This window comes from Dethiosulfovibrio peptidovorans DSM 11002, assembly GCF_000172975.1.
GTDB lineage: Bacteria > Synergistota > Synergistia > Synergistales > Dethiosulfovibrionaceae > Dethiosulfovibrio > Dethiosulfovibrio peptidovorans.
The window spans coordinates 1-15,590 of record NZ_ABTR02000001.1 but is presented as its reverse complement, the minus strand read 5'-3'; the positions used below and the strand labels follow the sequence as shown (position 1 = coordinate 15,590).

Here is a 15,590-nt window from a genome sequence, read left to right as displayed (position 1 = left end):
AGTGTTGGGTTGGTGGTAATGTGATTCTATACAAGTATTATGGTTACGACGCTGGTTTGGCTGCATTGAGAAGCAGCCAAGTTGGATTTAGGGAGCCTAGATATCGGAGCCTGTCAAGCGAGATGTCGCAAAAAGATCGAATTGGACTAACTCAGTCTCTGCGCTTTTCCCGGGGCTCTTTCTCCGGGTTCAGATAGACCGTCTCCTCGATGGAGCAGTTTCTTATCGGTCTGTTTCTCCATCTGTCCGGGTGTTTTCTTTTGGCTTCTTCCAGGGTTTTCTTCCTCTTCGCCAGTATCTCCGGGGCTTTTCCTTTATGCCTCTGCTCCGGCGTCACGTAGTTTAAGGCGCTGTGACGGTGGGTATGGTTGTACCAGGACACGAACCGGTAGGTCCAGGCTCTCGCATCCTCTATGTCCTTGAAGCCTCCACTGGGGAAGGCAGGTCTGTATTTCAGGGTCTTGAAGATCGATTCACTGTAGGGGTTATCGTTGCTTACCCTCGGTCTGCTGTGGGAGAACAGTACTCCCAGTTTTTCCATGGTGGCCCTCAATGTGGCGCTTTTCATGGGGCTTCCGTTGTCGGCGTGCAGGATCAGCGGTTTATCGGCAAGGCGGATCTTTTCCGACAGGACCGCCTTGGTGACCACCTCCGACGCCAGTTCTCCTGATTCTTCGTCGTAGATCTCCCAGCCGACTATCTTTCTGCTGTAGAGGTCTATTATGAGGTACAGGTAGTAGAACAGGCCCTTGGCCGGTCCGCAGATGTAAGTTATATCCCAGGACCACAGCTGGTTAGGACCGTCGGCTTTATGGGTTGTTATAGGTTTTTTTACCGGAGCCGCCGTTCTGCCTCTATGGTTGATCTGTCTGTGTTTCCTGAGTATCCTGTAGAATGTCGATTCAGAGGCGATGTATATGCCTTTTTCCAGTAGATCGTTCACTATCTGGGCTGGCGGTGCGCTGGCGTATTCCGGGCTGTTGGCTATCTCTAGTACCTTTCGTTCTTCCTCTTGCGATAGCTTCTGAGGCGTCTTTCTGGGAGCGTGAGGTCTTTGGTCCTCTTTTACCTGGCCCTCTTTGCACCATCTCTGGAAGGTTCTCTCAGTGATGCCGACCTCTCTACAGGCTTTAGCCTGGGTAGCTCCGCTCGATACGGCTTCTTCGATCAGTTCTACTGCTTTACGGCGATCCGAGGCACCGATCAGTCGTCCTCGTTTTCCCCCCAGATCGCCTGGACTTTTTTTCTCAATACCAGCAGGGCAGCCGCTTCAGCCAGGGCTTTGTCCTTACGTCTGAGCTCCTGTGCCAGCTTCTTGTGATCCTTCTTTACCTGGCTTACCTCATGCATAAGCTCCCTGACCTTGAGGCTCTGGCCATCGTTTGCCTCCTCGCAGGAGTTTCGCCAGCTTATAACCTGTTCGACGTACAGTCCTTTTTCCCTGCAGTACCGGGCCAGCTCCTCCTCGTTCATGGTGTAGGTCTCGTGGACTATGAGGAACTTGTCTCTGGAACTCCAGCTATCCGGTCTATCTTCGTCGCAGGGAGCTGCTTTGCCGGACGCACGGAGCTCTTTTCTCCAGTTGTAGAGGGTTGTCACCGTTATGCCAGTCTCTTTCGATAATTTAGGTATGGACATGTTCTCCGGCGGCATCATTCTCTTTTTGATTGCCTCTTTTTGTTCTTTGCTGTACCTCGCCATGTGTCGCACCTCCAGGGAGCCTCTCTCGACTCGCTAAACTAGTCTATCATGCGACACCTATTTTGGCAGGTAGGGATATTTCAATGATCCTTTTGAGCTGTCATTGTCGATTGACGGAGATAGCCCTAAGGTTTTTGAGTACATCACATCGATGCAAGAGAAGTTTTTAGTTCTCTCTCTTACAAGAAATCCATTGAATTCTTTGATGTGGTCTCATTATGGGCAGAATCATAAAGGCTTCGTTCTTGGATATGATGTTAGCGATGCTTTTTTTTGCAGTGATTTGTATAACGTTATTACCGTAAATGATGGAAACGTTCGTTATTGTAATGATAGAGAGGAGTATATCTTAAATTGCGAAACCAGGCAGCATGTCCATGCTATGTATTTGATCTCTTCGGGAGAGTCTATTGAGGACCTGATGGAGCTTCCCCCTAAAGCTCCAGGTTATTTAGATGAGGATAGCTCAATTAGAGTTAAGAAAATGCTTTCGGATTTTTTGTTAACTAAAAGCTCTGATTGGGAATACGAAGACGAGGTTCGGGTTGTAAGAATTGTGTCTGATTTGTTTGAAGAGTGTCGAGAAACTCAATCCGATCCAAATTGTGGTTTTGATTCTACTAGCGATATTATGCTATGTCCTAGCATGGCGTATCCTATCAAACCTGGGCTCCATATGTACGCTAAAAAACAAGAAATAAAAGAAGTCTACCTGGGGTGTAGGAATCCAATTTTAAAAGCACAAGGAGCCCTAGTTGATGGCGAAGAGGATGTATCCCATAAAGCGATAAATGAAAAATGGGATGTCTTTAGTGTTGACCTAGATCCTAGTTCTTGGGATGTTCTACCGACTAAGATTGATCCTAAAAAGCTTCTCGTTCCAAAGAAAACAGGGCTGTTGAACGATATAACAATGACCGGAGAAGAGGCTACCGTCTTGTTAGGTAAATTGAATAAAGGTGATCTTTCAGCGGAGGACACGGTGACTCTTCGCCATTTTTGTGTTGGGGGGAAGGAGGAAATAAGTATAAGGTTAAACGATGAGTTTGTTAATATGAGTGATGATTCATACTTGGACTTTCTCCCTTGATAGCTATCTAGGCGTATCTTGACGTCAGACATCAATACTGATATCCTCTAAAAAAGGATGTGTTGCGATGTCGGACGTAAGGACTGTTTTTATTACCAAAGAGGTTGCGGAAAAGCTTGAACTCAATCCGTCCTACGTCATCAGGTTGGGAAAAAAGATCGGCCTTGATGATTGTGAGATGAGGGAAGCTGGAAGTCGGAACTATCTCTTTAGCGAAGAAGCGGTAGAAAAACTGAAGAACGCGAAATCTAAATAGGAAACCCCGCATGATCGATCTCTCTTGGCGGACAGACGATCAAACGGGGTAGAACAAGGGACAAGCCCTCACATGGAATAATTGTACCATGTCGATGGCTCCCTGTCCCTATGGACGTAAGGGGGCTTTTTTTATGCTTGAAATTAAGGAAAAAACAGGAAGCAAGAATGTTCAAGGTCGGGAATTGATAAAAAGGGCCGTAAATGACGTTTTTTCGTATAGATCGTCGGGGTTGCGTGATCTGCCTGAAAACGTCGATAGGAGAACTTTTTACGGCTGGGTCGTGTATGTGGCATGGCTTTACGTAAATCGGATGGAGGCACAGGGGCGTTCCGTTGATTTATCGGAAACCGTCGCCGTGATGGAAAGAAACGACGAGAAAGGCGAGATAAGGTCCGCTTTCGATTTTTTTCGTGCCGCAGAGAGCCGAAGGGAGGCAGGAGAGATGATAGATGTGCTGGAGGCTAATCCCGTAACTGGTGATTCTGATGTGACGTTGTTCGAGTTCGAGCGAATGGTGGTAAGGGTGGTATTCATCAACGGCAACCCTTGGTGGGTGGCAAAAGATGTATGTGATGTGCTGGGGTTATCGGATGTCAGTAAATCATGCTCGAAGCTGGACGAGGATGAGAAGCTGATACGAAAACTTTTCGTATCAGGTCAAAACAGAGACACTCTACTGATTTCCGAGTCCGGCTTGTATATCCTGATCATGCGGTCGAACAAGCCAGGGGCCAAACGATTCAAACGCTGGGTTACCCACGAGCTTTTGCCGACCATACGAAAAACCGGAAGCTACGCTCTTCCCGGCGTCGATCCATCCAAGAACGGCAGAAAGGAAGAGCTTGCGGAAAAACGTCTCGCCATCATGGAGCGAAACGCCAACTGTCGAATGGCCAAGATGATCCTGAAGGGCATGGACGCCTTCAAGGACGTCATGACCAAAGAGTCCAAGACCGTCTTTATGGCCAAGTACGGCGAGCTGGTTACAGACGTCGATCTGACTCGTCTGCTTCCCAGATCCGCCGAGCCGATGTACTCTGCCACCGACATAGGGAAGGAGTGTGGAGTCTCCGCCCAGGTGGTGGGCAAGGTGGCCAAGTCCCATCATCTGAAGAGCCCGGCGGGGGAGGACGGAGAATACGGCTACTGGATAAGAAGCAAGTCCCGTTATTCCAGCAAGGAGGTCAACACCTTCGTGTACAACGAAAGAGGCAGGGAGTGGTTTCTGGATCACTTCGGTATAACGGCCATGGTGGAGTAAAGGTTAACCAATACTGATTAAAGTCATCAAGGGCCATCGTCGAGATGATGGCCCTTGGTAATGTGCGTTTAAAGCAGAGCGGATATTCCTTTTGATTCCAAGACGTTCAGGAGTTTTCTGGCCGCCCCTGCCGGTTTTTTCGCTCCGGTTTCCCACTTTTGTAGAGTAGATAGACTGACGTTAAGGAGAAAAGCTAAGTTTTTTTGACTTAGATCGTACAAAGAACGAATATGTTTGATGTTCTCCGGAGAATAGTTGGGAACCTTCGGGAGACACATTACGTCGAAGTTTTGCATCTGGTTTTTGGAAAAGCTTCCCGCTTCGTACAGGTCACGAGCTGTTTCGTGCATTTCTTCAAGTATACGGCTCATTTTGACGACACCTCCTTCAATGCGCCATTTCTAGTAGCTAAAGATAGTTTTTGATTTGTCAGAGACAGCAACCCTCTTGCCATTTCCTGAAAGGACTCGAGTTCTTTCGAGGATATGTTTGAACGCTCGTTCTTGTTAAATCCATAAATGAAGAACCAGCTATTCTCCTGCTTGGTTGCGACTATCGTTCTTGCGCTACCCCTTTTCCCTTGCCCCGGGAGAGGAATCCTTTTTTTGCAGATGTATCCTCCAAGGTTCGCATCGATTAGACCGGATTCCATCTCTTTTACGGCGGCTATGATGCTGTCGTTGTTGATGCGATTTTTGGACATCCAACGATAAAATGCCTTTGTTATAAATATCCGGTTCATGCTAGTATAGTAGCACTAAGTGCTACTATACGCAACGAAGCTTACTCTCTCGTTCAAAAAGTCGTCCCTCAGGGGCGGCTTTTTTTTATTTCTCTCCGGAGGTGATCTTTTGTCCAAGCGGGACGTACAGATAAACGTAGGGGCTCGTGTAGATCAGGCCGTGAGCGCCTTCGACAGATTGCAGAAAACCCTCTATCTGAACGGTCACCGCCTGGAGACCTACGGCCAGTCGGTAGGGAAGGTTTTCGACCCGGCTATGAAGGGGCTTGTGGCGGTAGGCCTTGCGGCCAAAACCGCCGCCGCGGGAACCGGATTGGCCGCTTTCTCGGTGGCCCAGGACCTCGAGGAGGCCATGGCGGTCGTCGCCCAGAAAACCGGAGAAGGCGAAGAGGCCCTGAAAGAATACGAGGACATCGTCAGAAGGCTTTTCAGGGAAAACCCGGTGTCCGGATACGGAGAGGTGGCCCAGGCTCTGGCGGCTGTTCGGGTGGCGACCGGGGCCGCCGGTGAGGCTCTGGAGAAATTGACCCAGCAGTATCTGTCCCTGTCGGACGTCACCGGAGTGGATCTCAACAACGCGGTTCGTCTGGGTTCCAGGCTCTTCGGGGACTGGTCCATCTCGACGGATAAACAGACCGAGGCGTTGGATGCGCTGTTCGTTGCATCCAGATCGACGGGGGCTTCCATAGAAAACCTGGCGGAGAAGGCCGTTACCTATGGAACCAAGTTCAGGCAGCTGGGCTTCTCCCTGGAGGAGGCTCTCGGGTTGTTGGGCAAGTGGGAGAAGGAAGGGGTCAGCACCGAAAAGGCCCTGTCCGGTCTTGGCCAGGCGATAACCAACATGACCCGAAGCGGTGTCCGGAACCTGGTTCAGGGATGGAAGGACCTTACGAATAGCATAAAAAACGCCACCACCGAAGGAGATGCCATAAACAAGGCCGTGAAGTATTTCGGCGCCGATGCAGGTCCGGACATGGCGGCGGCTATCAGGGAGAACCGCTTCGAGCTCGGAGCGTTGGTGGAGGTCTTGTCGAAGGCCGAGGGAGCGATCGAAACGGCCGACGAGGAAACATCTACGTTGATAGAGTCTCTTCAATCACTTAGGAATACCGCGAAAGACAAGCTCCTTGAGCCGTTGGGAGACGAGGTGTCTCGATATGTCGCCCACGTTGCCGAACTGCTGGAGGTTCTCGTCGAATGGGCGGACGAAAACCAGGTGCTTAAGGGCTCGGTTGATGCCTTCTTCGAAGGATTGGGGTTAGGCAATATACAAGTGGAAGAGTTCAAAGAGGCGTTGGAGAAGGTCGATGTCGCCTCCTTCACCGATCAGTGCGAGACCTTCGGCAGAATGCTGAAGGCTATCTATCGATCGCTTAAGACCATAGCCGACATGATCCCCTGGGAGCTCCTGATAGAACACGCCGACAGCCTGACCAAGATCATAATATACGGGTGGGCCTCCGGTAAGGTTTTGTCCATAGCCGGAGGAGTTCTAAGCCTTGCGGGATCTTTTGGCGACTTGGCCGATATGATGGAGAAGTTCAACAAGGTGGCGGCTTTTATCGAGGGTACTTCCATCGCTAAGTGGCTTATAAAAAGCGGAGCGGCATTATCGGAGATGATTAATAAGTTGGGAGACAGTGGACGACTGTCTCGCTGGGCCAAGGACTTTCGCAACGAGATGCGGGCGTTGATCAAGTACAAGGGAGCTTGGTTCTACGAGCTTAAGCTCGCTCTTGGTGGTGCCGGGGCGAATATAGGCCTGGATATGGGGCTGGAGGATCTGGAAGGGTTCGAAGAGGCCTTGAAGGGAGATAAAGAGGCCCTCGAAAGTCTGCCTGAACCGATTCAGAAATGGATAGAGAAGAACAAAAAGACGAGTGTATCGCTAAAAGAGACCTCCAAGGCCGTCGAGGATTTGGACGATAAGATCAAAAACGTATCGGATGATATGAAAAAGCTTGAAGAGGACCCGTTTTCTCTAGCTAGTCTATTCGATGATGAAGAGCTTTTTGATAACCCCGACGATCTCCTAGCCAGGTGGGTTAGCGATAAGCCGATCAGAAAGATAGATTTAGCCATCTCGGACCTTAAGAAGCGTGTAGTGGAGATAAAAGCCGGCGGCAAAGAGGCGATGGAAACATTGGGAGTCTCCGCCGAAGAGGCCGATGCCGTGATGAGAGACTCCATATTGAAGGCGGTAGAGGAGATAAAGAAGTCTCTCGCCGACGAGGATCCCTATATGGCCACCGCCTTCGTATCCGCCATGGAGAAGATGGGAACGGAGGGGGGAGACGCTCTTATGGCCTCCATAGCCGGGGCCATGGGCAAGGGGCAGGATTCCATCGTAAAGATTCTGACCGGGGCCATTCAGGACGGCTTTATAAAAGGTCCCGCTCTGACAGAGGCCATGAAGCTCATTCAGAAGAGGACGGACGAGCTCGTCAAAAAAACCGGAGATCAGATAGAAAAAGAATATGCCGGTATGAAATTCAGCTCCGCCTTGATGGGAGATCTGAAAGCCTACCACGCCAAGCTGGAGCTTTCCAACCTGGGGGTTCAAAGCAGGATGCCGAAGTTCTCCGGTAAGGGCGAATTCGGCGGGACGGTCAACAAGGTGTCCGCCCCTATATCGATACAGATAGGCACGGTCAACGTAAAACGTCCGGAGGATGCGGACAAGACCGGTCGGGAGATCGGCCGGGGGATAGTCAAGTCATTCGATCTGGGGTACTGAGGAGGGTGGTCCCATGAGCTACGACCCGGTGGCCAACTACGAACTTACGGATATCGAGGAGATCCCCCACGGCGAGATGGTGGTCACAGCCTCGGGGGAGACTGTTTTCGTCCGTCGCCCCGGCGGCAGGGTCCGTTTCAGGGCCACCTTTCAGGGGCATTTCACCTCTCACCCTGCGGGATTTTTCACGGTCGGCGAGGTCTTCTCCCATCAGGGAATAGAGTACGTGGTGGAGCAGATAAAGCTGTCGGGGCTTCACCGGATAAGGGCAGTCGACGGGGAGTTTTTCGACGGTCGGTCCTACGAGATACAGGCTTTGTCCACCAGGGCCTACGATGGAAGCCTGGATATAGACGAACCTATGGCGGGGGAGTAGCCCATGGATAGCGTATCCTGCTGGGCAAGTCTGCATCTTTGCGGCGGGGAACCGCCTCTCTGCCTGGCTGTCAGCCTGAACGGAGAGCCAGAGACGGCGGTGGCCAACGTTACGAGGCAGGAGACTCACGATGTTTTGACCCTGGAGGTGGAGCCTCGGACTATTTTGTTGTATCTGGAGACTTTGCAGGTCGGCAGGGTCGGTTTGTGTCGTCCGGCGTTTCGATTCGAACCTCTCACGAATGCCGGTAAGCTGACCAGGTTGGACGTGTCCTTTAGGGGTCTGCGATCGGAGGATATGCAGGTTTTCCGTCCGTTCCGCTGGATGTTGTGCCCCGTGGAGGCGGACGCCAGCGTATCGCCTCGGTGGGTGGTGGACCGTCCGGTATTCGGAGAGACCGGACGACTCTGCGACTGGGAGGACCTTTGCGTCTCTGGGGCCATGAGATGGACCTCGGAACTCTCCGCCGTCCTTTCCAGAGGCGAGGCGGCGTCGGTGGATCTCTCGGGCGTTCCCGCCTGGGTGTCGGGGCTTCCGGCGTCGGCCCACATGATAAGGCCCTGGGCGGATGTGAACGGCGTGGCCCGGACTACCAGAGAGATTCCGGTGTCGATACATCCATCTGGCGGAGTGGTCTACGGATGGGTCGGATACCTGCCGATATGGTCGGTTTTCCTGCCGGTCGAGGGCTCCTCCGGCGGAGATCCCATGATAGCGGTGACATCGAGGCCCAGGCGGTCGGACATCGCCGAGGCGGAAGTCGTTTTGGAGGTGAAGTAGTGCGGGAAATACAGGCCCCGGCCCTGCCGGATGGATATGTGGAGTTTTCCTATAGAAGAGAATTACGGGCCCTCATAGGGACATGGCAGGGAAAGGTACTGTTGCCTGCGGGGAGTCCTCCGGAGCTTGGTGGATCTTGGACGGTCCCGGGGATCATGGAAAACGGGCTGGTGTCCCGGGCGGATAAACTGGGGGACGCCGAGGACGGACGGGTGTTGTGGTCCCTCTCCGGCTACGATGCGGGGTTCCGGCTCATGAAAAGCCCTCTGTTGCCTCACCAGATAAAAGGATCCACCCTGGGAGATGTCTTGTCCGAGCTGGCGGAGGGGTGCGGGTTGAAAGCGGACGTGACTCTGGACAGAGACGTCCCGGTGGACGCCCGACACCTGGTTTCGGGCCAGACGGCGGCGAACGCCGTTTTGGACCTCGCCACCCTCGGGGGAGCCATCGCCTATATGACCCAGGACGGAACCCTGAAAGTAGCTCCGCCCCGGCCTTGTAAAACCTATCCCTGCAAGGGGTTGAACCTGGACGACGTACAGGCCCGGGATCTGGATCTCGACGGGTACGCCTCCGGCGTGGTGGTTATCCTGGGACGCCGGGGAGACTCCTCCGGTTCGGTAGACGAAGACGGTCCTGGAGGCGGCTATTATGGGACGACTCCCTCTGGATCGTTGAAGCGGATCACGAAGCGGGGGACCACCGCCTTGCCGGGGGGGACCCTGTCTTGGAGATATACCCTATTGTCGCCTATAAACGTGGTCGAATCCTATGGAGCGAGCTTGTTTCTTCCCGGGGCCGGTATCAGAAAGAGTATCGTGTCGGATTACTCCTATGACGTGGAGTCCTCCGTGGTAAGAGTAGGCGACCAGGAACAGCGGCTGTGGAGATTCTGCCTCGTCGAGGCCGGAAGCGTCGAGGATACCGCCGTCGATGCGGTCTATTACGATAATGCCACGGGCGGGTTAGCCACCGAGACGGTCGAGCACGTCATGGAGTATCAGGTGAGACGATCCTACGACATGGACAAAACCCACATCTTGAAGGAAGTAGTGGAGATCAATTCGTATGATCCCGACAGAAGAAGAAACGACGTACCCTACACCCACAAGACCGAGCGGGCCTGGACGTGGGACGACGATCACGGATACAGAGGGCTCACCGAGAGGGAATGGAGCTATGAGGAAAGAGACGTCGGAGAGGCGGACCTTGTGACGGGATCGGACGGGAACCCTCTTACCTGGGTAGGGAGCGACGGCCAAACCAGGTACATACAGCTTCCGGCCTATCAGACCACCACGATGATAAAGAGGGAGCGACAGAGACAGATAGACGAGGTTTTCGACGACGACGGTAAATGCGTCACCCGTATAGAGAGGACGACCGACGACAACGGGTTGGCGGATATGCTGGAGAGAGGGCTTTTCGGAGACCTTTACGACCCTGCAAACTCCAGGGCCGGGGAGGCCCTGGCTCAGATGAAAACGCTACTTCAAGACGGCTCCATGAGGATAATTCAGGTTCCAGGCGGATCCTCCATCTCGGAGGAGGTCGGAACGCTGTCTCAGCCCGGCAGGAGATACAGGGAGAAGACGTCGGGCGAGGACGGTGGAAACCGCTATATAGACGGGATCTGGTCGGAAGAGACCTGCCCGTTTTTGTGTAGCGATGGAACCTGCGGGGTCGTAGAGTCTCCATCGGCGGTCTCCGCTCCCGGGACGTCGAGGTCGAAGCCTTCGGGATGGGACGGAAGCGGCGTCGAGACGGTAGACGGTCCGGTTCATTCGACGGAAGACTCCGAATCGGATTCGGAGGATTACATCGAAGGTGATCCCTGCGGCTATCTGGAGGACGGAAAAACTCCGGGGTACGAGAGGTGTTCCAGGTACAAGGCTTTCCGCCATCTGGCGGGGTCTACCTCCGGGACCTCTCCGGTGTCTCCGGTGGTGGGCATGTCCGGAGGAGGAAGTATATGGACGGAGAAGGAGCTGTACATAGATGAGCATCTCTCGGAGGATCGAGCCAGGTCGATAGCCCAGACCATTGCAGACAACATCCTGTCGGTCAAGAAGGTAAGCAGGGGGATAGTGGAGACGGTCACGGTACCCCTGGACATGAGGGTCCATCCGGACGGGGGGGTGATGGCGGTGGAACACAGTTTCGACAGGCTACAGACCTCCATATCCTTCCGTCCTTCGGACACTACGCCGCCGGAGTATCTGATGTTGCTCAACTCCGGATCCACCGCCGCCAACGTCTACGCCAGGGAGAGTATCGGCAAGGGCCGGAGCGCCTTCGGTCGGGTGGTGGACGTCCGACCGGACAGGGCTCTGGTCATACTGGGCGGTCGTCCGGTCAGCTGTACCTCCTCCATACGGATCAAGAGAGGAGACAACGCACTTGTGTTCCTTCCTCCCGGGAGCGTCTCCAGCGGCGTTATCCAGGCGGTGATGAAATGACGAAAGCGAGAGTCTACACGGGTCCGGTCGGGCGGTTGTCCGGCCACGTGCTTGGCAGGGTTCCCTTCGCCGTGCCGGAGACGGTTAAAATCCGTCTCCTCGATAGGGAGGCCGGGAAGCCGGACGAATCCGGAGAATTGATCGAGGTATCGGGGGACGGGCGGATCTGGCTTTTCGAGAGCGGTGTATATATATGGAATCGAGAAGAGGGGGTAGGCGAGGGCCTGTCCCCTCTTTTTTTATGCGACGAGGCGGTCCTGTCGGGGTACGACTGGGCTCTGGTCTCCGGCGGCCTGGTCGTGGACGGGGTTTTCGTCTCCGTGGAGATGCCCTGCCCGATGCCCGACGCCGGTAACTCCGGCTGGTGGGTGGACCGGTGCGACGATAGCGACACGGCTCCGTTCGTTCCTTCTCTCTCCTCTGTTGAGTCGGCTTTTTTCGGCCGGTGGTGCTATACGCCTTTGAGTTTTGCCTACAGATGGGAGCGGGAGGAGTACCGCAAACTTCGCGAGGCGGCAGACAAGGCCAAGGGTCTTGAAAGGGCGGCACTTGCCGCCAGGCTGATGGAAGTGGAGCGGTTCGAGATCGGAGACATCGCAGGGTCCTCCGGGGTCTACGGCATGACCTGGTACGACTGCGACCCCGCCGCGGAAACCGAGATGACAGAGCCTTCCTTCGGCGGGCTGTGGCTGGACGGTGGCGTCTTGTATGGGGCCGGGAGCAAGTCGGCTGGGAGGGCCCTGTTGGTGCCTACTTCCTTCGACTCCGATGGTACCTGTCTAGGGTTGTCGGTGGTCCATAGCGGAGAGCTCCAAGGGCAAGAACCGGGACAGGTTATCCCGGTACGAGGTGGAGCTGTCCATGTAGCGGCGGGAGAGGGGGACCCACGAGGTCGGCTGTTGTCGGTCCGTGGTCCTTATGCCCTCCACCTTTGGGGGGAGGAGACGAGGCTATACGAGATCGAGGAGGGCTTTCTATCTCCCCGATGGGGTTATCTGGCCCTCCCCGGGGTTCTTTCTCTGGACGGGAAAGTCTTTTTCTGGTGGCCGTACGGAGATATCCCTTCGAAACTGGGAGGGGCGGCAAGGACCATGGAGCGATGGTGTTTTCCCGGAGAAGCAGAGCCGGTCGATGCGGCGGGGCCTCTTCTGATTGCAGAGGCCTCCGGTGGGGCGGTTATCACGGATATGCGGACCATGCGACGGCACATAGTCCCGGAGGTGGGAGATATCCAGGTTTCTGAGGGACATGGTTTCGTCCGGTCCCATTCGGCTAACGAAAAGGTCTGCCTTGAAAGTAGTTCCCCGGTGGAGGCGGTAGGCGAGGGAGGAGAGCGTTTTTCCCAGGACGTGAAGCCGGAAGACCTCTGCATCCCCTGGCTGGGCAGGGCGGGGGATCCTCTGGAAATAGGCTGGTGGGATTTGCCGGATCTGGGAGTTCGGGGAAGCCCTCCGAACCTGGAAGGCTTGGGCGATAGCGACGGTTCAAACGACTTTCACGACGGAACACACAGGGACAACCGAAAGGGAATGTCGGTAACTTCCGACGGCCTGATCTATCTATCCGGAGACAACTACGAAGACGAGGCCCTCGATGTGATGGCATGGAAGTACGACGGTGGAGGCTGGGAGAAAAACCGGGTTTCATGGCCCTGTTCCGACAGACTGGTGGCCCCGTATGGACAGGGGAATTACCACGTTCACCACTTCCCCGGTGCGGACTGGAGTCTGTTCCACGCCCCGGTAGGAAGGATACGTTATCGGAAGTTACTGGAGACCACCGACTGGTCTTTCCTAATGCCTCTCGTCGGTCTCGGAGGAGGGTTCGCCCTGTACGGAGCCCTGATGGTTCAGGAGGCTTTCAACAAGTACCTGGAGGACTCCTTCGGGGACGCCATGCTGGTTTACACTCTGCCGAATCAACGGCTGTACGTTGGAGACCCTCTATTCCAAGAATGGGAAGAGGTGGACGCCGGACCTGGTTATTTCTGGACTTTCGCCGGATGGGCTACGGTCAGAGACGAGCCTATGGCTGTTTTTTCCAAGCTGAAAGAGGCCACCGGCAACGACCCCAAGCCGGAGGTCTGGGGGGTCTGTCGGAGCGGGGCGCGCCGGATCGACCCGGAGGAGGCGGGAGAGGTAGGAGAAAAGGCCGCCGGATTGGTCCCCTCCACCTACTGGGCTAGGTGGGGAACCTGGCCTGGGGGAAGCGGCGGGGTAAAGGAGGACATAGACTCCATTCTCGGGAATAAACCCTGTCTGTATCCTCTTCCGGAGCCGACGGGGAACCCCGAGGCGGCGCTGGCGGAGAACATGGTGGAGAGGATGGATCTGTGGAGAGAGAAAGCCCAGGACATAAACCGTCCGGCGGTGACCATGGGTCAGACCTACGATCATCAGATACTTTCTGCGGCGGCCATAGACCCCACCGTCCCGCTGGTCGATGCGAGGCTGGAGGTCGACGAGGGAAGGGACCACCTTGGGTGATGCTTCGACATTGGACGGGGGTCTGGCTGTCGGTCCGGTGCGAGACGAGCCCCTCTCCGTATGTCTTGGAGCAGGCGACCGATTGGGAACTGGTAAGCCTGGGGTCTCGTGAGAATGGGGCGATCGTGGCCCTGTTCGGCCATGGCAGATGCTCCCTGTCCATCGGGGATTACGACAAGGCTCTAGAGGTGTTCGGGTTCGGCGAATGGTGGACGAGGATGGCTCTCCATACCTGGTACGCCCGGTTTTTTCCGGTGGTGATACGGCAGTCGCCTGAGGAACTGGACCGGATGGCCCGGCTATGGAAAGAGGAAGAAAAAAGGGAGGAATAGATATGCCGATAATGCAGTTGAGAACGAGCGACGATGCGTATCCACTGAGCCGGTTGGACTTCGGGGCCATAGACACCGGGACGACCAGTGTACAGATAGGGTTCCGCCTATGGAACGACAGGCCGACTCAGGTGTCCGGCGAGTTGCTGGGGACCGCCGACGGAGCGAGGGTCAGTTTCGCCACCCAGTTCAAGCCGCTGGTGAACCATCCGGAGGCTCCAGTCGCGGTCAAGGTGGACGGCTCACCTGCGACGGGGGTCTCTGTGGACCACGAGAACGGTCTGATAGTTTTTTCGTCCCCTCCTGCCGACGGGAAGGTGGTCACCTGCGATTATGCCTACTCCGTAGGGTCCACCGACGCCAACGCCGTAATAGTGACCATGGAGCAGGTCGCTGGCGTGGCCGGAGACGGAGTGACTAGATCCTTTCCCCTTCCGTCCAGATGTCTGACGCCATTGAAGTTGTTGGTGGGAGGAGTGGAGATACCGGAGGGAACAGGCTTCGAGATCCAAGACGACGGCGAGAGCCTGTACATAGCGGAGCCTCCGGAGGCCAACGAGTCCGTGCTGTTCTCCTACGTGGATCCCGTCTGTCAGGGAGGATATTACGAGACCAGGAGCTCCGGTCTTGATAATCCATATAGCCAGAACGACATGGCCGACGATGCGGAGACCGCTTTTTTCAAGCTGGGCGGGGCCTTCTCCGTGGAGAACCGTCTGGTTGGAACTGGAGACGGGAGTAAAAAGATATTCGACACCGGCACCCCTTTGATACGTGAAGTCTCGAAGGTGCTGGTAGGGGGGCAGGAGGTGACGGACTACGCCCTCAACAACGTAAAGGGGACGATTACCTTCGGGGCCGCTCCCGCCGTGGATTCGGAGGTCCGTATGGATTACTCCTACGAAAGGGGGCACGCCATAGGAAATATCCGACAGTGGAGCGGAAGACGGTGTTTCTTGAGGGTGTCTCTGCCTTACGATGCGCCGAACTCGGTACTGACGGCCCGGCTCAGGGTCATATCTCAATAGGGAGGTAATGTAATGGCGGTAAAAAGGATTGATACTCTGGGGTGTCACCCCCTGGTGCTAATGAAGAAATTGGCGGCCATAGGCGGGTTGGAGATACTCAAGGAGGAAAAACACGTCCACGACGGGGTGGAGTACCCCTACCACATCGTGGCGAAGGTGAAAGACGGGTTGTACGTGGAGGCGAAGGATCCTATATACGAGTTCGCAAGTACCCCCGAACTGTTACCTCGAAGAGTGTACCTTGGAGAGCTAGACGGAGATATCATGACATTGGAAGCGAGCTCTACGATGCTGGGGATCATAAGCCAGACGGATTTCATGGCCCCTGTGATAAACTCG

Annotated in this window: 12 protein-coding genes and 2 pseudogenes; 11 read left to right on the top strand and 3 right to left on the bottom strand. The window is 54.9% G+C overall.

Translation table 11 applies throughout. The annotated features are described in order from the left end of the window. Positions 1-151: 151 nt before the first annotated feature. Positions 152-1,701 (bottom strand): annotated as a pseudogene (locus DPEP_RS00075) (IS3 family transposase). A gap of 103 nt (positions 1,702-1,804) precedes the next feature. On the opposite strand from DPEP_RS00075, the gene DPEP_RS00065 reads away from it, so the two are divergent. The 3 genes from DPEP_RS00065 to DPEP_RS00055 all read left to right on the top strand — a co-directional run bounded on the left by DPEP_RS00065 (position 1,805) and on the right by DPEP_RS00055 (position 4,311). Continuing rightward, complete coding sequence (locus DPEP_RS00065) at positions 1,805-2,791, top strand: DUF2971 domain-containing protein (protein ID WP_198003003.1); 987 nt, start codon at positions 1,805-1,807, stop codon at positions 2,789-2,791. 67 nt (positions 2,792-2,858) lie between these two features. Continuing rightward, entirely contained in the window at positions 2,859-3,047 is a 189-nt protein-coding gene (locus DPEP_RS00060; RefSeq protein WP_005658471.1) for a hypothetical protein, read from the top strand. A gap of 313 nt (positions 3,048-3,360) precedes the next feature. Next, complete coding sequence (locus tag DPEP_RS00055; protein WP_241760446.1) at positions 3,361-4,311, top strand: BRO-N domain-containing protein; 951 nt, start codon at positions 3,361-3,363, stop codon at positions 4,309-4,311. 68 nt (positions 4,312-4,379) lie between these two features. Here the strand turns inward: DPEP_RS00055 and DPEP_RS00050 are convergent, their stop codons facing one another. Then, entirely contained in the window at positions 4,380-4,589 is a 210-nt protein-coding gene (locus tag DPEP_RS00050; RefSeq protein ID WP_241760483.1) for a helix-turn-helix domain-containing protein, read from the bottom strand. Positions 4,590-4,678: 89 nt separating this feature from the next. Beyond that, on the bottom strand, positions 4,679-5,053 hold the full coding sequence (locus DPEP_RS00045) for a type II toxin-antitoxin system RelE/ParE family toxin (protein WP_040382249.1): 375 nt from the start codon (positions 5,051-5,053) through the stop codon (positions 4,679-4,681). 109 nt (positions 5,054-5,162) lie between these two features. Between DPEP_RS00045 and DPEP_RS00040 the strand changes: the two genes are divergently transcribed. The 8 genes and pseudogenes from DPEP_RS00040 to DPEP_RS00005 form a co-directional block, all read left to right on the top strand. Next, a complete protein-coding gene (locus tag DPEP_RS00040) occupies positions 5,163-7,790 on the top strand; it encodes a phage tail tape measure protein (RefSeq protein ID WP_005658462.1) in 2,628 nt (875 codons plus the stop codon). Positions 7,791-7,803: 13 nt separating this feature from the next. Then, on the top strand, positions 7,804-8,166 hold the full coding sequence (locus tag DPEP_RS00035) for a hypothetical protein (RefSeq protein WP_005658461.1): 363 nt from the start codon (positions 7,804-7,806) through the stop codon (positions 8,164-8,166). Between the two features lie 3 nt (positions 8,167-8,169). Further along, positions 8,170-8,946: a hypothetical protein gene (locus DPEP_RS00030; protein ID WP_005658460.1), complete on the top strand. Its 777-nt coding sequence runs from the start codon at positions 8,170-8,172 to the stop codon at positions 8,944-8,946. Continuing rightward, positions 8,946-11,405, top strand: a complete 2,460-nt coding sequence (locus DPEP_RS00025) for a hypothetical protein (RefSeq protein ID WP_005658459.1) — start codon at positions 8,946-8,948, stop codon at positions 11,403-11,405. Before DPEP_RS00030 ends, DPEP_RS00025 begins: the two co-directional genes overlap by 1 nt. Then, the gene (locus tag DPEP_RS00020; RefSeq protein ID WP_005658458.1) at positions 11,402-13,891 is read left to right on the top strand and encodes a hypothetical protein; all 2,490 of its coding nucleotides are present in this window, start codon (positions 11,402-11,404) and stop codon (positions 13,889-13,891) included. Before DPEP_RS00025 ends, DPEP_RS00020 begins: the two co-directional genes overlap by 4 nt. After that, positions 13,891-14,223 (top strand): hypothetical protein, encoded by a 333-nt coding sequence (locus tag DPEP_RS00015; RefSeq protein ID WP_005658456.1) that lies wholly within the window; start codon positions 13,891-13,893, stop codon positions 14,221-14,223. Before DPEP_RS00020 ends, DPEP_RS00015 begins: the two co-directional genes overlap by 1 nt. Next, positions 14,193-15,251, top strand: a complete 1,059-nt coding sequence (locus DPEP_RS00010; protein WP_241760445.1) for a hypothetical protein — start codon at positions 14,193-14,195, stop codon at positions 15,249-15,251. The genes DPEP_RS00015 and DPEP_RS00010 overlap by 31 nt, the downstream gene beginning before the upstream one ends. A gap of 12 nt (positions 15,252-15,263) precedes the next feature. After that, positions 15,264-15,590 (top strand): annotated as a pseudogene (locus DPEP_RS00005) (hypothetical protein); the annotation flags it as partial.